This window comes from Mucilaginibacter sp. P4_D1, assembly GCF_056401935.1.
In genome coordinates this window covers 20,094-40,227 of record NZ_JBFUIJ010000010.1, presented here as the reverse complement: position 1 = coordinate 40,227, position 20,134 = coordinate 20,094, and the positions used below count along the sequence as shown (strand labels likewise).

Annotated in this window: 20 protein-coding genes; 15 read left to right on the top strand and 5 right to left on the bottom strand. The window is 43.3% G+C overall.

The genetic code is table 11. From position 1 onward, the window contains the following. Positions 1 to 16: 16 nt before the first annotated feature. Both AC1DV1_RS11445 and AC1DV1_RS11440 read right to left on the bottom strand, forming a co-directional pair. A complete protein-coding gene (locus tag AC1DV1_RS11445; RefSeq protein ID WP_477358961.1) occupies positions 17 to 340 on the bottom strand; it encodes a type II toxin-antitoxin system VapC family toxin in 324 nt (107 codons plus the stop codon). A 2-nt stretch (positions 341 to 342) separates the two neighbouring features. Further along, complete coding sequence (locus AC1DV1_RS11440) at positions 343 to 573, bottom strand: hypothetical protein (protein ID WP_477358958.1); 231 nt, start codon at positions 571 to 573, stop codon at positions 343 to 345. A gap of 164 nt (positions 574 to 737) precedes the next feature. Here AC1DV1_RS11440 and AC1DV1_RS11435 point away from each other — a divergent pair, with 164 nt between their 5' ends. The 4 genes from AC1DV1_RS11435 (at position 738) to AC1DV1_RS11420 (ending at position 4,120) form a co-directional block, all read left to right on the top strand. Next, on the top strand, positions 738 to 1,310 hold the full coding sequence (locus tag AC1DV1_RS11435; protein ID WP_477358955.1) for an RNA polymerase sigma factor: 573 nt from the start codon (positions 738 to 740) through the stop codon (positions 1,308 to 1,310). Further along, on the top strand, positions 1,270 to 2,079 hold the full coding sequence (locus AC1DV1_RS11430; protein WP_477358952.1) for a hypothetical protein: 810 nt from the start codon (positions 1,270 to 1,272) through the stop codon (positions 2,077 to 2,079). Before AC1DV1_RS11435 ends, AC1DV1_RS11430 begins: the two co-directional genes overlap by 41 nt. Before the next feature lie 30 nt (positions 2,080 to 2,109). Then, a complete protein-coding gene (locus AC1DV1_RS11425; protein WP_477358949.1) occupies positions 2,110 to 2,958 on the top strand; it encodes an outer membrane beta-barrel protein in 849 nt (282 codons plus the stop codon). A 163-nt stretch (positions 2,959 to 3,121) separates the two neighbouring features. Beyond that, positions 3,122 to 4,120, top strand: coding sequence for an ABC transporter ATP-binding protein (locus AC1DV1_RS11420; protein ID WP_477358946.1), 999 nt, complete (start codon positions 3,122 to 3,124; stop codon positions 4,118 to 4,120). 173 nt (positions 4,121 to 4,293) lie between these two features. Here the strand turns inward: AC1DV1_RS11420 and hemA are convergent, their stop codons facing one another. Beyond that, positions 4,294 to 5,520 carry a glutamyl-tRNA reductase gene (gene hemA / locus AC1DV1_RS11415; RefSeq protein ID WP_477358943.1) on the bottom strand — a complete coding sequence of 409 codons (1,227 nt, stop codon included), beginning with the start codon at positions 5,518 to 5,520 and terminating at the stop codon, positions 4,294 to 4,296. 167 nt (positions 5,521 to 5,687) lie between these two features. On the opposite strand from hemA, the gene AC1DV1_RS11410 reads away from it, so the two are divergent. The 7 genes from AC1DV1_RS11410 to mnmL all read left to right on the top strand — a co-directional run bounded on the left by AC1DV1_RS11410 (position 5,688) and on the right by mnmL (position 12,513). Further along, positions 5,688 to 6,062 (top strand): DoxX family protein, encoded by a 375-nt coding sequence (locus tag AC1DV1_RS11410; protein WP_477358940.1) that lies wholly within the window; start codon positions 5,688 to 5,690, stop codon positions 6,060 to 6,062. A gap of 76 nt (positions 6,063 to 6,138) precedes the next feature. Continuing rightward, a complete protein-coding gene (locus AC1DV1_RS11405; RefSeq protein WP_477358937.1) occupies positions 6,139 to 7,665 on the top strand; it encodes a GNAT family N-acetyltransferase in 1,527 nt (508 codons plus the stop codon). A gap of 10 nt (positions 7,666 to 7,675) precedes the next feature. Continuing rightward, complete coding sequence (locus tag AC1DV1_RS11400; protein WP_477358934.1) at positions 7,676 to 8,506, top strand: alpha/beta hydrolase family protein; 831 nt, start codon at positions 7,676 to 7,678, stop codon at positions 8,504 to 8,506. Positions 8,507 to 8,582: 76 nt separating this feature from the next. Continuing rightward, positions 8,583 to 9,578 carry an MBL fold metallo-hydrolase gene (locus AC1DV1_RS11395; RefSeq protein ID WP_477358931.1) on the top strand — a complete coding sequence of 332 codons (996 nt, stop codon included), beginning with the start codon at positions 8,583 to 8,585 and terminating at the stop codon, positions 9,576 to 9,578. A gap of 175 nt (positions 9,579 to 9,753) precedes the next feature. Then, the gene (locus AC1DV1_RS11390; RefSeq protein ID WP_477358928.1) at positions 9,754 to 10,590 is read left to right on the top strand and encodes a DUF7003 family protein; all 837 of its coding nucleotides are present in this window, start codon (positions 9,754 to 9,756) and stop codon (positions 10,588 to 10,590) included. 112 nt (positions 10,591 to 10,702) lie between these two features. After that, entirely contained in the window at positions 10,703 to 11,482 is a 780-nt protein-coding gene (locus AC1DV1_RS11385) for a DUF5995 family protein (RefSeq protein ID WP_477358925.1), read from the top strand. Between the two features lie 77 nt (positions 11,483 to 11,559). Beyond that, entirely contained in the window at positions 11,560 to 12,513 is a 954-nt protein-coding gene (gene mnmL, locus AC1DV1_RS11380; RefSeq protein ID WP_477358922.1) for a tRNA modification radical SAM protein MnmL/YtqA, read from the top strand. Between the two features lie 32 nt (positions 12,514 to 12,545). Here the strand turns inward: mnmL and AC1DV1_RS11375 are convergent, their stop codons facing one another. Then, positions 12,546 to 13,418 (bottom strand): hypothetical protein, encoded by an 873-nt coding sequence (locus AC1DV1_RS11375; RefSeq protein WP_477358919.1) that lies wholly within the window; start codon positions 13,416 to 13,418, stop codon positions 12,546 to 12,548. Positions 13,419 to 13,585: 167 nt separating this feature from the next. Between AC1DV1_RS11375 and AC1DV1_RS11370 the strand changes: the two genes are divergently transcribed. The 4 genes from AC1DV1_RS11370 to AC1DV1_RS11355 are packed head-to-tail and all read left to right on the top strand — an operon-like array spanning position 13,586 to position 18,384. Beyond that, entirely contained in the window at positions 13,586 to 14,818 is a 1,233-nt protein-coding gene (locus tag AC1DV1_RS11370) for an acyltransferase family protein (RefSeq protein WP_477358916.1), read from the top strand. After that, a complete protein-coding gene (locus AC1DV1_RS11365; protein WP_477358913.1) occupies positions 14,793 to 16,151 on the top strand; it encodes an acetylxylan esterase in 1,359 nt (452 codons plus the stop codon). The genes AC1DV1_RS11370 and AC1DV1_RS11365 overlap by 26 nt, the downstream gene beginning before the upstream one ends. A 10-nt stretch (positions 16,152 to 16,161) precedes the next feature. Next, positions 16,162 to 17,049, top strand: coding sequence for a hypothetical protein (locus AC1DV1_RS11360; RefSeq protein WP_477358910.1), 888 nt, complete (start codon positions 16,162 to 16,164; stop codon positions 17,047 to 17,049). A 24-nt stretch (positions 17,050 to 17,073) separates the two neighbouring features. Then, positions 17,074 to 18,384, top strand: a complete 1,311-nt coding sequence (locus AC1DV1_RS11355; RefSeq protein ID WP_477358907.1) for an acetylxylan esterase — start codon at positions 17,074 to 17,076, stop codon at positions 18,382 to 18,384. 7 nt (positions 18,385 to 18,391) lie between these two features. On the opposite strand, the gene AC1DV1_RS11350 is transcribed toward AC1DV1_RS11355, so the two are convergent. Beyond that, the gene (locus AC1DV1_RS11350) at positions 18,392 to 20,128 is read right to left on the bottom strand and encodes a thiamine pyrophosphate-dependent enzyme (protein WP_477358904.1); all 1,737 of its coding nucleotides are present in this window, start codon (positions 20,126 to 20,128) and stop codon (positions 18,392 to 18,394) included. Positions 20,129 to 20,134 lie beyond the last annotated feature (6 nt).

The window sequence follows — 20,134 nt, the reverse complement described above, 5'->3', positions numbered from 1 at the left end:
CGTAACCTTATCAAAATCAGAAAACATTTCGTGTGTATAAAGTCAGGCCATTAACTAATGCTGTAGCAGCAATAATACTATCGCCCAACTTCAATCGATGAGATTTTCGAATCTGTATTGCGCAGTCAAATATTTCGGTCGAGGGGGCGATAATGGTGATAACGTCAAATATGTCAAGAAAATATTTTTCATCGTCTTTTTTCAAACCGTGAAATCCAAGGATCTCAACCCTTGATATTTCAGAAATACAGGAAAACTCATTAGTGATAATCTCCCGTAAGTATTGATACTCAGATAAAAAAGAATAAATGAGAATATTGCTGTCGATTAATGAAATCATGATTAGGAAAACGGCAGATCACGATCCTCTCGCTGTTCGTTTTGCCAAGCTACAGCATCACCAAAGGGAGAGGGTGTTGACGCTTTAAAGTTTAAAATCCTTTCTTTTATAGCAGCTTTGTCGTTGCTATTACTGTCTGCATCTTTTTTTTCAACAATAACATTCAGCCTTTTCGCCAAAGCTATAATCTTAGCAATGCTTTGTTCATTATTAGATTTTAGTATCAGTTCCATGATTTTTTCTATTAGCCTCATTCAAAAATACAATTATTCAAACCCGATTACAAATGATTACTTTGCTATTCAATAAAAACAAGTTATAAAAGCGTAGTCGCCCAACTAAAAAATATTTCAAACCCCATGCAACCATTTGCCCCAGGTTACCATCTTACTTTTAAATGATGTTTTTGGAACCTAAATATACTATCGAACAATTGGTTGAACGCTGCAAAGCGGGCGAACGTAAGGCACAGGAATTGTTATACAAACAATTGGCGGGTAAAATGCTGGCCGTGTGTATGCGCTACGCTACCGATAGAATGGAGGCCGAAGACATGCTGCAAAACGGGTTTATAAAAGTATTTGGCAAAATGGCTGATTACCGGGCAGATGGATCATTTGAAGGTTGGGTAAGGCGCATCATGGTACACAGTTCTATTGAATACTATCGCAAGCACCACAAAATGATGCAGGTGGTTGATATAGACGAAGCAGGCACCGAGCCATCGGTTAACCCGATAGCTGCCGCCAATCTTGATGCCAAAGTGCTGATGGGGCTGATACAGCAACTGGCACCGGGTTACCGTATTGTATTTAACCTGTATGCTTTGGAGGGTTATGCACACAAAGAAATTGCCGAAATTGTAGGCATCACCGAAGGGGCATCAAAATCGCAGCTATCAAGGGCGAGAACGATATTAAAAGAACAAATTGCAAAAATGGAGAGCAAAAGCTATGGATATGCAGGATAAGGATTTGGACAAGCTATTTCAATCGGCATTAAACGACTACGAGATAGAACCATCTGCAAACGTGTGGACAGGGATTACCGGCGAATTGGATGCAGGCAAACGCAAAAAGGTATGGCTGCCATACCTGAGTATTGCCGCGGCAGCGGTTTTAATGATAACCGCCGGTGTTTTATTTATCCCTAAAGAAGTAAAAACAATCAACCCTAAAAAAGATGGGCTGGCAGGTGTCAGCCATCCGATACAACCAAAAACGGTTGCCGGGCCGATCCAGGCAACACAGCCCGAAACTGCTGCCGGTAAACAGCCAGAGAAGGCGGTGGCAGCCCCGGCTAATAGTTTAGCGGCTATCAGCATACACAAACCGAATAAAAAAGCGGTTACAACAGCCCCGGTTACAGCCGCGCCTGCCAGGGATATTGCAAAGCCCGACGATCAGCAGCCGGTATTAGCATCGGCAACTAACAAGCAGGAAGTAAAAGTTACTGTACAGCCAGATACAGTTACCAGGATATTCCAAAAACATATTGACGAAACGCCGGCTTTTGCAAGTATTAAATCGCCCGTTGCCCCAACAGAAGTGGCAACTATTAAGCCAGCAACGCCGGCAAAAAAGCATAAGATCCGCAGTTTGGGCGATGTGTTTAATGTAATGATTGCCGCTGTTGATAAGCGCAAAGATAAGATCATTGAATTTAGCAATACCGATGAGGACGATGCCACCATTACCGGTGTAAACCTGGGCATCATTAAAGTAAAAAAAGAAAAATAAAATCTAAAGAAAAAATATATACCCGATAATATGAAACGCTTAATTTTAACGGCAATGCTATGCGTTGCAGCAAGCTACGGCTTTGCCCAAACCACCACAACTACCACAACCACTATAGTCGACTCGACCAAAACGGGTACAGATACCACTATTGTAACCAAAAAACATATCAAAGTTAAATTAGGGCTTGGTCGCGATGTGCCCTATGTATCTCCATATAGCAACGACAGCACAAAGGTACAAAGGACAAAAGCCCCCGGTTTTTCTTTCGGCATTACCTTTTCAAGGATCGACCTTGGCTTTGCTACCCTGGTTGACAACGGCAGCTTTACTTTATCTGAAAAAAATAAGTTCCTCAGTTACCGCCAGGCTAAAACAGCCAACTTTGGTTTTGATGTGGTGCAGTTTGGTTACCGTTTTAACAGCGCCTTTAAAATATATGTTTCGGGTGGGTTTGATTGGACCAACATTCGCCTGCGCCAGGATATTACCATACAACGTAATGCGCCTGTGTTAACTTTTTTGCCGGATAGCATCCACTTCAGCAAAAACCGTTTTTCGTCAAGCTATCTGCGCATCCCTTTATCATTCTACTATCGCAGTCATGAGGATAGCCGTGGTAACTACTTCCGCCTGGTTGTTGGGCCCGAGGTTGGCATCCTGCTTAACGGACGCGTAAAACAAATAAGCGAAGAACGCGGCAAGCAAAAATTTGATGACGATTACCATTTTGCCAAACTGCGCAAAGGCGCATTCATCCGCATGGGCTACGGCATCATGGGCATCTACGCCAAATACTACTTTAATGATATGTTTGAAAACAGCCCCGCCCAGGAAGGGTTGAGGAATTTCAGCTTCGGGTTGACGCTGGGATTTTAATGAAATGGTGAGTGGTTGATTAAGTTGGATTGGGTTGATTAGGTTAGAATGAGTTAATTGAGTTAAAATAGGGTTATCAGATAATTTATTTATCCAGGATAATCAACTACTCAACCCAATCAACCACTTACTTAATCAACTTAATCCTACTATCTTTGCCTTAATGTCAGACATCCCTTTTTTGCAGGCTATTGCAGTAAGTAAAATATATCCCGGTAAACAGGCGGCCGGTGTTAAAACTACAAATATCTCTATCCAACCCGGAAAAATAACGGCTATTATTGGCGAAAGCGGAAGCGGGAAAAGCACGCTGCTGCGATTATTATACGGTCTGCTTTCTCCTGATGAAGGCATTGTTAAGTTTAAAGGCGACCGCATTTGGGGTCCCGAAGAAAAACTGATTCCCGGCCACGATGCCATGAAAATGGTTACCCAACATACCGACGACCTGAACCTGTTTGCCAAAGTTTGGGATAACGTAGCGGCCATGCTGCCGGCAACCGACCTAAAGGCAAAAAAGGAAAAAACCGAGCAAATTTTAACACAGCTTAACATGCTCCACATGGCCGACAAACGGGTGGCCGACCTGAGTGGCGGCGAGAAGCAGCGCGTGGCCATTGCAAGAGCCATAATTACCCGCCCGCAGGTGTTATTACTGGATGAGCCGTTTAACCAGGTTGATACCTCGTTCCGCGAGGGTTTGCAGCAGGACATCAGGCAAATTGTAAAAGAGCTTGGTATTACAGTGATCATGGTGTCGCATGACCCGGCCGAGGTGCTATCTATGGCCGATGAACTGGTAGTGATAAAAAACGGGCAAATTGTGGAACAGGGACATCCAAAAACGTTGTATCAACACCCGCAGCATTTGTATACCGCCCAACTGTTAAGCAACTGTAACGTGCTTAGCGCTGCCGACGCGCAGATTTGCGGTATCGAAACCATAAAAGAACATGTGGTAATTTATCCCGACTGGATAAGGATCAAACTGATCTCATCAACCAAAAGCTGGACAATAAAACAAATCCTTTTCCGTGGTTTTTATGAAGACCTGATACTCGAAAAAGAGGGCGTACTGCTCCGCGTATCAAACGGAGAACCCGATAGTTACAAAGAAGGAGATATGGTTTCTGTAAGGTTTTGGAAGTGGCTGGAGTATTAATTAATAGCCGCCACGAGTTTAGCGAAGCGTAACTCGTGGTTTACACCATTTAAGCTTCCAGTTTAAATTATCGTCCATGAAAATTATTAGGGTAAATTAAGCTGGAAGCTTAATTTATGTATTACCACGGGTTATACTTCTTTAAACCCGCTGCAGCTGCAAATTAATGGAAATCAATTCTCATTAATCAATATATCTTTAGCCATAATCATGGGCACGCTGATATATTTTTTCTCCATGTAGTTAATCACCTTTTCCAGGATATCACGCGATTGCTGGTCCATGCTTTGTACTTCATCAGCAAAAACAGAATTGATGGCCGTGTTGCGGATCTCTTTTATCTTCTCGGGCACCTGGCGCATGGCCACTTCAATGCGGCGTTGTTTCAGTTGGGTTAAAAACTCGGCTATATTTTGTTCAATAATACCTTCGGCGTGTACCAGTTCGTGGTAGCGCTCCTGCAGGTTACGTTTGGCAACCTCGTTTAATGAATGTACTTCGATAAAGTTAACTGGAAATTGTTCTAAAACTTCGGGAGCGGTATCGTTAGGGATGGCCAAATCAACGATGGTTTTTTTGCCGGTTTCGCCATTAAGCAGCGATTGGTAAATTTCGGTAGTGATGATAGGTTCAACTGCCGATGTGCAGGTGATAATGGCGTCGAAGCCTTTGTTGTATGTCTTAAGCGCCTCCAGGTCAAATGCCTCACCGTTTAAGTCTTTGGCCAGTTCAGCCGCCTTTGAAACAGTACGGTTAAAAACCGCGAAGTTGCTGAACTTATGCTTTTGAAGGTATTTAGATAAATTGCGGTTGGTTTCGCCGGCCCCGATAATCAATACACGGGCGTTTGAGCAAAGGTTTAAATCTTTAAGCTTACGATAAGCTAACGAGACAACCGAAATAGGATTTTTTGAAATATTGGTATGCGTATAAACTTCCTTGGCTGTTTTAACCACACAATTCATGATCATGCGCAGTCCATCGCCGGTAAGGCCTGCTTCTTTGCAGTGTTCGTAGGCTTTGCGTAGCTGGGCCAGTATCTCCTTTTCGCCAACTATCAAACTCTCTAACGAGCATGAAGTACGCAGCAGGTGTACCATAGCTTCCTGGTCTTCATAAATAGAAGCGCCATCCATGAAAGTGCTCAGGGAGTTTTCACACAGCTCGGTGTTAAAAGCTTCAATAAAACGTTTGGCAAAGTTCTTATCAACTACCTGTGGGGTAGTCATAACAAATTCCACACGGTTACATGTAGCCAGATAGAATATTTCCGGTATTCCAAATTGAGTTTTAACCTGTTGAAGCTTTTCAGTTAGATTTTCCTGGCAAACCACCAATCTTCCTATTTCCTTCAGTTCAATCTGTTTGTGTGTAAAAGCAATAACCTTTAAATACTTCAAAGCAGTTTTAAATTTGACCGAACAAAAATATCACTATATATGCGATGCAATGTCAACACTTTGTCAAACAGAAGTATTTAGAATGGTTATAAATTAGCCAAAATGACCGAAAAACCACATAAAAACTGCTCAAAACAATACATCGCAAAATTATGTATATTGAACAAATGCATTTATTAAAAAAGGTTAGCCTGTTCATACTGGTGGTTGGTTATACGTTTGCGGGCATAAATCATTTCATAAACCCCGAATCCTACATCCAAATCATTCCGCATTATATACCCTTCCCGGTTTTAATGAACATTATTGCCGGGATAGCAGAAATATCATTTGCGCTTATGCTGATATGGCCCAAAACAAGGCATTGGGCGGTATATGGTATTATGCTGATGCTGGCTGCGTTTTTACCGGTTCATATCCAAATGCTTATTGATGCGCCTTTTAAATTAGGTAACATAACCGTAACACCACTTTTTGCCTGGGGACGCTTAATTTTACAACCGGTATTGATGCTGTGGGTTTGGTGGCACCGCAAAAATTAACATCAAAGGCTTATCTTAAGGACAAAACAAATCACCGGGTTTTTTATTTAAGGATACAGCATCTTAAAAGTACAATATGGATTTGCAAAGTGTTGAAATGCGTAACCTGGAAGTACAGGATTACCAGGAATTAAAAAAGTCGATGAAATCGGCATACATGGATATGGATGAGGATTACTGGGACGCCAACTCCATTAAGAAGCTCATCAAAATATTCCCCGAAGGGCAAATTTGTGTAACCGTGAACGATGTGGTGGTAGGTTGCGCGTTGGCCATCATTGTCGATTATCAAAAATTTGGCGATAACCATACCTACAAACAAATTACCGGCGATAGTACCTTTAAAACCCATACCGATAAGGGCGATGTTTTATACGGCATAGATGTATTTATCCATCCAAAATACCGCGGCTTGCGCCTGGCCCGCCGCCTTTATGATGCCCGCAAAGCCCTGTGCGAAAAGCTGAACCTGAAAAGCATTATTGCCGGTGGCCGCATACCTAATTATCAAAAATTCCAGAACGATCTTACCCCCCGCCAGTATATTGATAAGGTAAAATATAAGGAGATATATGACCCTACCCTATCCTTCCAGTTGGCAAATGATTTTCACGTACGTAAAGTGTTGCGCAATTACCTGCCCGAAGATAGCCGCAGCAAGGGATTTGCTACGCTGATAGAGTGGAACAATGTATATTATGAGGAAATAAACACCGCTATTAATCAAAAAACAGTGGTACGCATAGGCCTGGTGCAATGGCAGATGCGCCCGTACAATAACATTAGCGAACTGTTAAAACATGCCGAATATTTTGTAGATGCGGTAAGCGATTACCAGGCAGATTTTATACTGTTCCCCGAGTTATTCGGCACTCCATTGATGGCCGATTACAACCACATGGACAGTGCCAAAGCCATGCGCGAACTGGCCAAATATACCCAACCCATCATCGAAGAATTTTCAAAATTGGCGGTATCATACAATGTAAACATTATAGCGGGCAGCATGCCTACCATTTTTGAAGATTCGTTATACAACGTATCCTACCTGTTCAGGCGCAACGGCAGCATGGAAGAGGTTTATAAAATTCACCCTACCCCATCCGAGATCAGTTCATGGGGTATTCGTGGCGGCGACGAGGTTAGAGTATTTGAAACCGACGCCGGCAAAATAGGCATCCTGATTTGTTACGATGTGGAGTTCCCGGAGTTATCGCGGATACTGGCCAGCCAGGACATGCAGATCCTGTTTGTACCATTTTTAACCGATACCCAAAACGGCTATAACCGGGTTAAGTTTTGCTCGCAGGCGCGGGCCGTCGAAAATGAATGTTATGTGGCCATAGCGGGCTGCGTGGGCAACCTGCCCAATGTAAATAATATGGGCATCAGCTACGCACAGTCGGCGGTATTTACGCCGTCGGATTTTGGCTTCCCTACCAACGGAATTCAATCTGAAGCCACGCCAAACAGCGAGATGATTGTAATAGCCGACGTAGACCTTTCACTGCTGGGTGAACTGCATGAATACGGCAGCGTACAAAATTTGAAAGACCGCCGGACCGATTTGTATAATATTACTTTTAACGGGAAAAAAGTATAGTTTTAACCCCATGATCCGTAAAGATAATTATACACTCCCCGGTGCCAAAGGCCGGCCCATGCTGATAGACGTAACTTACGATGACGCTTTTAAAAATGCACCAATAGTTATCTTCGCACATGGCTTTAAAGGTTTTAAAGACTGGGGCACGCATAATTTAGTGGCCGCCTACTTTGCCAATGCCGGGTTTAAATACCTTAAATTCAATTTTTCGCATAATGGTACCACGCCTGATAACCCGCTTGATTTTGCCGACCTGATAGCTTTTAGCGATAATACCTTTTCGATAGAGCTGGAGGATTTGGATACCATTATTGATTTTGCCTGTAGCGGATCGGGCATGGCAACGGCCAGTGGGGTTTACCTTATTGGCCACAGCATGGGCGGCGGTATCAGCATCATTAAATCGGCAGAGGATAGCCGGATAAAAAAACTGGTTACCATGGCGTCTATATCAAGCTTTTATAACCTTTGGCCCGAAGAAATAGAAATACAATGGCGTTTGCAGGGCATTATTTACATGCCCAATAAACGTACAGGCCAACAAATGCCCTTAAAATCTACCCTGCTGGGCGATTTGGATAAGCATCCTAAACGCCTGGATATATTGGCACAGGCAGTAAAAGTTAAGCAGCCCTGGCTATTGATGCACGGCGATGCAGATCCCACCGTTCCGTTAAGCCATGCCGAAGAATTGTATGCAGCACATCCCGATGCTGAGTTTTTTATTTTGCCTGGCGGCGACCATACTTTTGGCGGTGTCCATCCTTATTTAAGCGATGTTTTGCCCGCATCGCTAATTGCATTTTGCGATACAACAATATCATTTTTAAGTAAATAAAACCGGCAGCAACAATCTATCGTAACTTTTTTGTGTTAAAGTTATCACACCCCGTATAAGTACTATTATTGTTTCCATGAGTTTAGAAGGATCCCGCAAAAAGGCAAAAAAATACATCAACGTTATCCCTACCGACGAGGCAGGTTTTGGAAAAATGATTCCCATTTTACGCGAGTATATGGGCAATAAAGCCGAGAACTCTCCAAAAAAACCGATAGGTCCGTTTAAAACCGACGTTACAATTTATAACGACGCGCCGGAAAGCGGCCTGCGCATTACCTGGGTTGGCCACTCCAGCATATTGATTGAAATAGATGGCAAACGTATCCTTACCGACCCGGTTTGGGGCGATAGGGCGTCATTTTCCAAATATTTTGGGCCGAAGCGCTTTTTTAAACCGGCCGTTGCATTACAAGATTTGCCACCACTGGATGCGGTGCTGCTTTCGCATGACCATTACGACCACCTGGATAAGGATACGATTAAATTTTTTGCAGGAACCGATATCCCTTTTTACTGTTCGGTTGGTGTAGGCCAATATCTTGAAAAATGGGGCATATTTAAGAATTTTGTATTTGAGATGGATTGGGGCGATAGCGTGTTGATAGGGAACCAGGTTGTTGTTACCTCTACCCCATCAAGGCATTTTTCGGGCCGGGGCGTGGTAAACCGTAACGAAACGCTTTGGGCAAGCTTTGTAATAAAAGGCCCAAAACATAATATTTATTTTGGAGCCGACTCTGGCTGGTCGCCCAGTTTTGCAGAGATTGGCAAGGCCTTTGGCCCGTTTGATTTAACGATGCTTGAGGTAGGCGCCTACGGCAAATACTGGCCGGATATCCACATGGGTCCCGATCATGCTACAAATGCCCACATAGCCCTAAAAGGCAAGCTCATGATGCCTATACACTACGGCACGTTTAACCTGGCGCCACACGCCTGGTACGAGCCGGTTGAACGTTTGGAAAAATTTGCCAAAGATAAAAAGATAGACCTTTTTGTACCCGAACCGGGTAAGCCCACCGAAGTTAAAGGCCCTTATAATTCGGCCTGGTGGAAAAAGTTTATGTAGCACCCAGGAAAGCGATTTAAAAATTCAAACAAAAGCTGGTTTTACGAAACCGGCTTTTGAGGTTTATAGCCCGTCGGTACGTCGCTAATTCAGGGATCTATCCAATATATTTTTCTTGAACAAACTGCAAAATTCATCTTCCATATCGTAACTTCATGCAACAAACAACCAGGTTATGCTTCACCCCGCCGATATCCTACATACGCTTGATCACAGCAATGCTATTAGTTATAACTATTTCATAACGCTAAGCCACCCGTATATTTTCCTTATCGACAGCAGGCTGAACATCTTCCGTGGAGATAATGACGAGTGGGCAGTAGCAGCCGAAGTACTTGGTTACAATCCGAGGGGTACATATATCACTTCCGAACTTTTTTACTTTGGCAACTGCCTTATCAACCTTGAAAACTACGATGGCCATTCTGTTAATACCTATAGGAATTATCCCATCGACGATAAATCTTTTGACTCAACCACCGACATTGAAGCACTGCTCCCGGATGCCGACTTCTGGATTGTACGAGGCGAAAAAGTTCCGCTTTCATTCAACAAGGCAGATTACGATAAAGCAGGGATAACCCTGGCCGAATACGAGCCCGATGAAATACAAATAATAGAGGCCGCACGTTTGGCAGTAATTGATCACGCCCACCTTTTCAGGGCTACTGATGAGGAGCTATACAAATCAATCCCGCCCGGTCTTAAAAAAATATTGGTGCTTGATGAGTGGTACCATAAAGAGTTTACCCAAACGCGGTCTCCTTTTGACTCTGCCGAAAGGCTTAGCATGTTCGATCTCACGCAGGAATTTATTCAAAACATGATCAGGGAGCATCAGGAAAAAACAGCCCGGTTTAATATGGAAGAGTGGGAAAATAACCGCCCCGGCAGTTACGAAACATGGCAACAATTGGCGGCAGTAATTGCTACCGGCGATATTTCTTTATACCAACCAACCATCGCACCAAATTCGCATTGGAAAAACTGGCCGGAATCCGGCTCCCTGTAAGGCTATATACCTGTCATCATCTACAAATTGTATAGGCACATGCGCTTGCAGTTTTGCCAGCTTATTAAGCTATATTTAGCTCCATTAAACACCTGGCAATATCCAATTACCTATGCAAGCTACAACTATTGATGAAATTATAACACAACTGGAAACCATCATTGCCGATGCCATACAAACCGGCAGCCGGGCCGGGTATTTTGCTGCCCTGTACCACAAAGTAACCTGTAAAGTAAAGGAGGGAATATTGGCCGGCGAGTTTGAGGATGGCAAAAGAATGGAGCAACTGGATGTTACTTTTGCAAGCCGATATATTACGGCCTATCGTCAATGGCAGCAAAAACAACAGCCCTCGGCATCGTGGACGCTTGCTTTCGGCATATTTGATAAACCCCGAAAAATGGTACTGCAACACTTGCTTATCGGCATGAACGCGCATATTAACCTTGATTTGGGTATTGCAGTTGTTGAAACCGCGCAGGCTTTTAACCAACCACTGGCCCAGGTGCATAACGATTTTAATGCCATTAACACCATTTTATCTGCCCTCACTTATGAGGTTATTACCGAGCTAAACCAGGTATCCCCATTAATGTCATTAGCCGGTTTGCACGCGCAGAACAACTCCATCCTAATTCAATTTGCTCTTGGTAATGCCCGCGATGGCGCCTGGTGTTTTGCCGAGGATCTTTATACGCGAAGCGGCCAGGATTACCTTAACCTGGTAAGCAGCCGCGATGCCGATATCAACAAACTTGGCCTGGGCATTGTAGCCCCGGTAGGTTTGTTAAGCTTTACGGTTTGGATAATCCATTTATTTGAGTGGAGAAATCCATCAAAAATAACCACCGTACTAAATGAGTATAAAAAGGCTTATTTGAAAGTGAACTGATTGTTAAGGTAAATGACTTATCGTCTGTAATTTCCCGCAATACGCAGCTGCAACAAATTCCTTATCTTTGCGGCACAATGCAATTAACAGGAGAGAAAACAGCGGTTTGGGAAAAGGGTTACAACAATTACGGCCCCTGGCTTAAAGAAAAATATAAAGGCCACCGGGTATTTAAAGTAATTGTTGATGGCGGCTTTACCTGCCCCAACCGCGATGGCAGCAAGGGCTATGGCGGCTGTACCTATTGCAATGTTGATTCGTTTACCCCATCGGTTAGCCGCAATGCCCCTACGGTACGCCAGCAGGTGATAGAAGGCATGGAACGTGCCCGCAAAGGCAATAAGGCCGATAAATTTATCATCTACTTTCAGCCCAACACCAATACCTATGCCCCCACGCATTATTTAAAAATGATGTACGATGAGGCGCTGAGCTACGGCACCGAAGATATTGTTGGCCTGAGCGTTGGCACACGCCCCGACTGTATTGATGCCGAAAAAATTGCCCTGCTGGAAAGTTACACCGATAGGTTTGACGTTGACCTTGAAATGGGCATGGAATCGATATACAACGAAACCCTGGGCCAGATAAACCGTGGCTGCGATCACGAGGAATTGGTAAAAGCCCTTAAATTGGTTGAGAACAGCAAACTGGATATTTGTGTGCACACCATTTTTGGTTTCCCCTGGGAAACACATGAAATGATGCTTAAATATGCCGATGAGATAAATCGTTTCCCGCAGATAAAATTTGTAAAATTCCATCACCTGCATATTGTAGAAGGATCGGTAATGGGTGTAAAATACAAACGCGAACCGTTTAAACTATTTGGCATTGACGAATATGCCGACTTTTTATGCGAACTACTTCCCCGCGTTCGCCCCGATATCGTGATCCAGCGCCTGTTTGGCTTAAGCGACCGCGAACTGCTGATAGCACCAAACTGGGGCTTAAAAAAATCGGAGATCCAATATTATATTGATCAAAGAATACTGAGCCGTGGTGTGGTACAGGGAAGTGCGTTGGTTTAATCCTTTTCACGATAGCAACACCAAACTCATTGCTATTTATGGTAGTAAAACTTATACATCCTGCGCATCTTTTTGTTGATATAAAAAATCATGGTATACAAAGTGCCGTCTGTGTTATATATTAATTTTTCGGTGTACTTGGTTTTCTGCAAACCAACAACGTCAAACCCTATTATTTCAGTGCATTGATTATAGCGGTTAAATTTGTAGGTGCACCAATAATCCTCATCTTTTCCAGGTACAATTTTAGATATATTGATAATTTTATCTCCCTGCTCTGTTGTATCTGTGTTCATCTTATAGCTAAAGTCAGGCGTATTTTGTTTGTAGAAGTAGTCTATCACTTCCAGGTTATTATCTTCATTGTAACTGGCCATATTGGATACATATGTAGGTAAATTATTAGTCGTCTTTGTAATCCGGTAAAGGCGTCCCTTAGCATCATAATCTCTTTTATCACGGTTTACAAACAATGTATCCTGATTATAACTTACATGATATTGCAATCTGCCTATGCTATCATAAGCAAACTCATGAGTCATGTTTAAACTTTCGGGATACAACTTTCGCTTAGGGTATTCGTATTCAATCTTTTTGCTAATCAAGCCAAAATCATAGTAAAAATACATGTATTTCTCGTCCAAATAATTGTCTTTATCAAAGTGAACCTGGTCGGTAAGATGCCCTTCATTGTTATAATTGAAATTTATGGCTCCCATATAAGTAGAATCAGCAATACCATGGCCGTTCAGTTTATATTCATACTTAACTCTACGTACAACCTTGTTTGCTATAATAAATTTATTCGGAAAATTATCAATGCCTAAAAATTGTTCTATGATTTCCTGCCCCCGCAGGTTATTAAAACAAAAAAGCAAAAGCAACGATGGTAATAGTTTGCGCATAAAGTCTAGTAAGCAACTAAAATATAAAATATTTTCAATTTGCAACATTGCGATAGCTATTTTGGCGTGGATAACAAATAGACGTGCCTGTTATATTCCTGTTTGGTACCAGTTTTGTTAACCCATAGTTGAAAAATTCCATCGAAAATTTCTAACTTAGATACGTTTTGTCACAACGAGCGCAACAAAATTATATTCCAGCACTAACCGGTGTACGCGCAATGGCTGCCTACCTGGTTTTTATATCGCACTTTGCGTATGTATTTGATGAAAAATTTCCTCACTCTGTGCAACGCTTTTTTAACGAGTTCCACATTGGGGTTACAATTTTCTTTGTATTATCGGGTTTTTTAATTGCTTTCAGGTATTTTGATAGTTTTAAACTTACCAAAGACTGGTTTAAGCAGTACCTTAAAAACAGGGTTGCACGCATATATCCCATGTATGCCATTTTAACCATCGGCGCTTTCATTGCCTTTTATTTTACCAACAATCAAATTGTTACTGCCGGGCATAACCCTATAGCCATGTTCCTGATGAACATTGTTTTTTTGCGGGGCTTTTTTGATCAGCTTAAATTTACCGGCGTAGCGCAGGGCTGGTCGTTAACGGTTGAAGAATGCTTTTACTTTTCGGCGCCTTTCATTTTCCTGATAGCTACCAAATACAAAAAGTTTTATATCCAGCCCATTGCTGTTACCGGTCTGGGCGTTGTACTTGTATTAATATTTAGCCATGTTAACTGGTATGGCTTTTTTGGCAACTTCACTTTCATGATGTTGTATACCTTTTTGGGCCGGTGCTTTGAGTTTTTTGCGGGCATACAGCTTGCCCTTATTGTACGCAGACAAAAACCGGATGGTAACAGCAAAAAGAAACTCACCTACCTGGGCTTTATCCTGATTTTCGTTTGCGTATGGATCATGTCGGTGCTACCTATTCCTCAGGGACAGGAAGCCGGCCTGCATAACCCGTTGGGCATTATCACCAACAACTACCTGCTGGCTTTATCAATTACGTTGTTTTTTTATGGTATACTTACCGAGACAACCTTGCTGAAAAAGATCCTGGCCACCCCGTTTGTGGAACTGCTGGGCAAAAGCTCTTATATATTTTACCTGGTACACTTGGGTTACATGTACAACTTTTTACATTTTGGCTTTAACTGGCTTAATGATTATACTTTTGCACTTTATGATAAATGGGGGGTGGAGTGGCATTCGCCATTTGAGTACGATAGTTTAAACCTTGTGTATGCTTTTATCGTTTTAAACATAATTTCAATCACTTTATTCAAACTAATAGAGGAACCTTTAAACCATTATATCCGTAAATCAGATTTTCTGATTAAAAACAAATCGCGTAAGCCCGAAAATGAACCGGAAAACATCAATGCTTAGTGAATATATTATGGTGCGTAAATTAAAAAGATACTTAATATTAATCGGGGCGTTATTAGCTTTTCAGCAGGTATTTGCGCAGCACGATTCCCCTGTTAACCCTAAAAAAGAAGATGAGGAAAGCGTATCAACCATATTAAATATTAATAACAAAGAGGGTATATTTAATTCGGTTGCATCATTCACCTTCGACGTAAAAAACACCTATGATACCCAACAGGAAGGCACCGTATCATACCTTATTACCGACGAAAAGGGTGTAAAGGTTAAAGCCCTTTCAAAACCCGTAAAAATTGCCAAAAAAAGCGCGGAGCACTACAGCTTTGAAATCCCCGCGCTTAAAACTGGGTTTTATAAGCTTAATATGATGATCAACGTATCTGATTATGACGATACCACCCGCCGGGCCTTTGGTATCAGGGCCGACGAGATTAAATCTGCATTTGCAAAACCTGCTGATTTTGATAGCTTTTGGGCGAATGCCAAAGCCGAACTGGCTAAAGTAAAACCACAATTTAAGGTAACTGAGGATCCATCACAAAATACTGATAACCGCAGGGTTTTCCTCATTGAAATGAAATCGTTGGATAACCTGACTATCCGCGGCTGGATGACCGTTCCTAAAAACAGTAACAAAAACAAACAATTTTCGGTACTTTTAGGGTTACCGGGCTACCAGGTGAGTTTGAAACCTATTGTAGGGCGCGACGATGACCTGGTGATCATCACGCTTAATACCAGGGGCCAGGGCAATAGCCGCGATGTTATACATACCGAACGCGATGCCTTCATATCATACAATATTGAAGACAGGGATAAATATGTGATGCGGGGCGTAATTATGGATTGTGTACGTGCGGTTGATTTTATTTACTCGCGTAAGGAGTTAAGGCACGATCAAATCCTGGCTACAGGCGGCAGTATGGGCGGCTACCTGGCTATTGCTCTTGCAGCATTGGATAACCGGGTAACCATTTGCTCGGCCCAAAACCCTATCCTGAGCGATGTGCACAATTTGGTTGGTACCGTTGAATGGCCAATAAAAGATATCAGGAAATATGTTGCCGGCAAACCTGGTGTAACATTTGAGCAGGTTTTGCATAACATGGAATACTACGATACAAAAAACTTTGCAACTGATATTAAGTGCCCTATTCTGTTGGGTTTGGGTTTGCTTGATCCCTATGTGCCGCCGGGCAACGGCTTTGCGGTTTACAACTCGCTAAATACCAATAAAAAAGTTATGGTATTTAAAGACCTGGGACACGAGGTGAGCCAAAAATATAAGGATTACGAAGGTGCCTGGATGCGCGATACCTTTGGATTATTTTAAAGATATACCTATGGATAAAAACACAACCCTTAACAAAAAGCTATTTAAATACCTGCTTGCAGTGGCAATACTAATGGCTTTTGCGCCACGCAACGGCTATGCCGATGGCTTTCCGGTAAGGCCGGGCCGGTTTATTTTATCGCCATCGGTAAGTTACTTTTTTGCTAACAAACAATTCGATTCAACAAGCCACCGGCGGGCATTTGATGATAACGGGCGTTTTCATTCTGTAAGTTACGCGTTTTATAGCGAATATGGCATCAGCAGAAAGTTTACCCTATCTGCCCTGGTGCCCTATTCCATGAACTACTTTAGTACCGATAGCCTAACCCATGCCATCACCACATCGGGTTTACAGGATATTGAAATCGGCCTGAAATATTACCTGGCCAACATCAATTACAAATACTATTTCAGTATAAAAGCGACCGGTATAATCCCTACCTACCGCAATAATGCAAGCCTGGGCTATGGATACTATGGATCGGAACTTAAGCTTGCCTTTGCCGGCAGTGGGCATTTGTTTGGCAAACAAAGCTATTTTGTTGCCGAAAATGCCGTTCGCGAATATTTTGGAAGCGAATCGGTTTTCCAGGACAGGTATAACCTAACCTTTGGTTTAACACTCGACAAAAAATTCAAGGAGCAGCTTTCGATAAGTATTGGCGGCTTTTACGCCACCAGCAATAATTCATTTATAAATCCTAACCCACTTATTTCGGCCAATCCTAATACCAGTAAAAACTTTGCGTTTAACCAGGTGTCGGCAAGCTACGGGCATGCATTTACTAAAAACTTATCGCTGTTTTTAACCGGCGGAACTTTTATAACCGGCCGCAATACAGGTGCAGGAACAAGCCTTTCGGCATCGTTGAATTACAGGTTAGATACCCGGTAGTATAATATATATTTGATACGAATTATGAACAGCCTAAAATCCATTATCCTGGTGTTACAACTCGCCATATTGTTAATAATGGGCAGCGCGAATGCTAAAACAACTGTTCATAGGGCCGATCAGGAAGTATCAACCACGCTTATTGCGGGCAGTAAAGATGCCATTTTTAGCGGCCAGGCCAGTTATACCTTTACGGTAAAAAATGCTACCGATGCACCACAAACAGGTACCGTATCTTACATAGCCCTTACGCCAGCCGGGGGTACAGTTGCAAAAGAAAGCAGGAAAGTAAGCCTGTCCAAACACAGCAACACCAGCTTCGATTTTACCATACCCGAGCAAAAACCGGGATTTTACAAGATCAATTTTATGATCAATGTATCTGATTATGACGATACAACACGCCGTGTGTTTGGCATCCGCCCGGAAGAGATCCAATCGCAGCATGGCCGCCCTGCTGATTTTGACAGTTTTTGGCAAACTACCAAAAGCGAATTAGCTGCGGTTAATCCGCAATTCAAGATGACCGAAAAAGCCGATCAGGAAACAGAAAACCGCAAGGTTTACTTAATAGAGATGCGCTCGCTGGACAATATCACTGTTCGCGGCTGGCTAACAATCCCTAAAACCACTATCAAGAACAGGCGTTTTACCACCCTTTTAGCATTGCCGGGCTACCAGGTTGATTTAAAACCCATGTTAGGTGAGGATGATGATATTGCCATTATTACCCTTAACGTACGTGGCCAGGGCAACAGCCGCGATGTAATTCATCCTAAAAGACCTGATTATATTAGCCTGAATGCTGAGGATAAAAACAAATACGTTCTCCGTGGAGCCATTATGGATTGTATCCGCGCCATTGATTTCATCTATTCGCGGCCCGAGCTTGACCCTAAACGTATTGAGGTATCCGGTGGTAGCCTGGGCGGTTTCTTTGCCGCTGCGGTAGCGGGGTTGGATAATCGAGTGCAACTCATCTCATCACAAAATCCTATCCTGAGTGATATCCGCAACCTTGCCGACCAGGAAGACTGGCCTATGTACGATTTACACAAATATGCAGGCGAAAAAGGGGTTAAATTTGATAAGGTATTAGACAACCTGGATTACTTCGACATCAAAAACTTTGCGCAAAACATTCAAACCCCCATCCTGCTGGGTATCGGTTTGCTCGACCACCTGGCCCCCCCTAACAACGAATATGCTTTTTACAACCTCATCCCCGGCAAGTACCGCAGGATAATGGTTTTTAAAGACCTTGGCCACGAAGTAGCCACAACCTATGTGCTGAAAGATGGTCACATGATGCGGGATAAGTTTGGCTTGTTTTAAAACAACATTACAACAAATCCTTCAAATGCTTATAGTTGGCCTTAACGGTATCCAATACCTCGTCCATATGGCCGTTAAGCATTAATTTAGTCATGGAAACGGCCATGCCTGCAACCTGTTTCAGTTCAATTTTCGGCGGCATGGCCAGGGCGTTAGGGTCGGTAAAAACGTTTAACAACGCGGGGCCGTCAAAAGCAAGGGCATCACTTATAGCCTGTCTTACATCGCCGGGCTCGGTAACGGTAAAGCCCTTAATGCCCATAGCCTGGGCAACCAGTGCAAAATCGGGGTTGTACATATCGGTTTGCCAATCGGGCAGGCCGGCAACTTCCATCTCCAGCTTTACCATGCCCAATGAGCGGTTATTGAAAACAATGATTTTAACAGGCAATTTGTATTGAACAATGGTTGCCAGATCGCCTAAAAGCATCGAAAGGCCGCCGTCGCCGCAAAGGGCTATCACCTGCTGCCCTGGCCGCGCAAGCGCCGCGCCTATAGCCTGGGGCATAGCATTGGCCATCGATCCATGATTAAAGGAGCCTATCATTTTACGCCTGCCGGTAGCATTAATATAACGCGAACCCCACACGCATGACATGCCCGTATCTACTGTAAAAATCGCATCCTCGGCGGCAAGTTTATCCAGTACATGAGCCACAAATTCTGGGTGAATTTTATCGGTTTCGCCGCTATCGTCCACATAGGTTTGCATTTTGTCTTTTACATCGGCATACACTTTTAGCTGGGCCTGCAAAAAGCTGTCATCTTGTTTTTGGGTAATGAGTGGCATCAACGCTGTCAATGTATCTTTCACAGTTCCGCATAAACCAATATCAACTTTGGCTCGGCGGCCAAGTCGTTCGGGCTTAATATCTACCTGCACTATTTTACAATCTGCAGGCATAAACGGTGTATACGGAAAATCGGTACCCAGCAGGATCAGCAGGTCGCACTCATGCATACTGTGGTAAGCCGATGGCAGGCCAAGCAAGCCCGTCATGCCCACTTCATTAGGATTATCATACTGGATATCCATTTTAGCACGAAACGAATAGGCTACCGTAGCATTCAGTTTTTGTGATAACTCCACTACTTCGTCATGCGCATCGGCGGCACCGATACCGCAAAAAATAGTGATCTTATTATAACGGTTAGCCAACGCGGCTAACTCTTGTAAGTCGGCATCTGTGGGTCGGATAAGCGGGATAATGTTAAAGTTTTGAGTTGATGTTTCTATTTCAACGGCATCCATTCCGGATAAATCTCCCGGCAGACCAATTACGGCAACCCCCTTTTGATGCAAGGCGCTTTGGATGCCGGCCTGCAGCATGCGCGGCAATTGTTTTGGTGTGGTGGCTATCTGGTTATAATAACTGCAATCATCAAATAGCTTAGTGGTATTGGTTTCCTGGAAATAGTTTGTACCAAACTCAAAGCTTGCAATTGTTGATGCAATGGCTATAACCGGCGCACCCGAGCGGTGGGCATCATACAACCCATTGATTAAATGCACATGGCCCGGTCCGCTGCTGCCGGCGCAGCAGGCAAGTCCGTTTAGCTGTGCTTCGGCACCTGCGGCATAGGCACCGGCTTCCTCGTGCCTAACGTGAACCCACTGAATACTGCCTTCGCGCCTTACGGCATCATTTACTTCGTTAAGGCTATCGCCTGTTACCGCGTAAATTCTTTTGATGCCGGCATCTACCAACATCTGCACCAATTGGTCTGCAACTTTTTTTGCCATGGTAAT

Coding starts and splice junctions, on each gene's coding strand:
- AC1DV1_RS11445 (WP_477358961.1), bottom strand. CDS start 340: ATGATTTCATTAATCGACAGCAATATTCTCATTTATTCTTTTTTATCT.
- AC1DV1_RS11440 (WP_477358958.1), bottom strand. CDS start 573: ATGGAACTGATACTAAAATCTAATAATGAACAAAGCATTGCTAAGATT.
- AC1DV1_RS11435 (WP_477358955.1), top strand. CDS start 738: ATGATGTTTTTGGAACCTAAATATACTATCGAACAATTGGTTGAACGC.
- AC1DV1_RS11425 (WP_477358949.1), top strand. CDS start 2,110: ATGAAACGCTTAATTTTAACGGCAATGCTATGCGTTGCAGCAAGCTAC.
- AC1DV1_RS11420 (WP_477358946.1), top strand. CDS start 3,122: ATGTCAGACATCCCTTTTTTGCAGGCTATTGCAGTAAGTAAAATATAT.
- AC1DV1_RS11410 (WP_477358940.1), top strand. CDS start 5,688: ATGCATTTATTAAAAAAGGTTAGCCTGTTCATACTGGTGGTTGGTTAT.
- AC1DV1_RS11405 (WP_477358937.1), top strand. CDS start 6,139: ATGGATTTGCAAAGTGTTGAAATGCGTAACCTGGAAGTACAGGATTAC.
- AC1DV1_RS11400 (WP_477358934.1), top strand. CDS start 7,676: ATGATCCGTAAAGATAATTATACACTCCCCGGTGCCAAAGGCCGGCCC.
- AC1DV1_RS11395 (WP_477358931.1), top strand. CDS start 8,583: ATGAGTTTAGAAGGATCCCGCAAAAAGGCAAAAAAATACATCAACGTT.
- AC1DV1_RS11390 (WP_477358928.1), top strand. CDS start 9,754: ATGCTTCACCCCGCCGATATCCTACATACGCTTGATCACAGCAATGCT.
- AC1DV1_RS11385 (WP_477358925.1), top strand. CDS start 10,703: ATGCAAGCTACAACTATTGATGAAATTATAACACAACTGGAAACCATC.
- mnmL (WP_477358922.1), top strand. CDS start 11,560: ATGCAATTAACAGGAGAGAAAACAGCGGTTTGGGAAAAGGGTTACAAC.
- AC1DV1_RS11375 (WP_477358919.1), bottom strand. CDS start 13,418: ATGCGCAAACTATTACCATCGTTGCTTTTGCTTTTTTGTTTTAATAAC.
- AC1DV1_RS11365 (WP_477358913.1), top strand. CDS start 14,793: ATGAACCGGAAAACATCAATGCTTAGTGAATATATTATGGTGCGTAAA.
- AC1DV1_RS11360 (WP_477358910.1), top strand. CDS start 16,162: ATGGATAAAAACACAACCCTTAACAAAAAGCTATTTAAATACCTGCTT.
- AC1DV1_RS11355 (WP_477358907.1), top strand. CDS start 17,074: ATGAACAGCCTAAAATCCATTATCCTGGTGTTACAACTCGCCATATTG.
- AC1DV1_RS11350 (WP_477358904.1), bottom strand. CDS start 20,128: ATGGCAAAAAAAGTTGCAGACCAATTGGTGCAGATGTTGGTAGATGCC.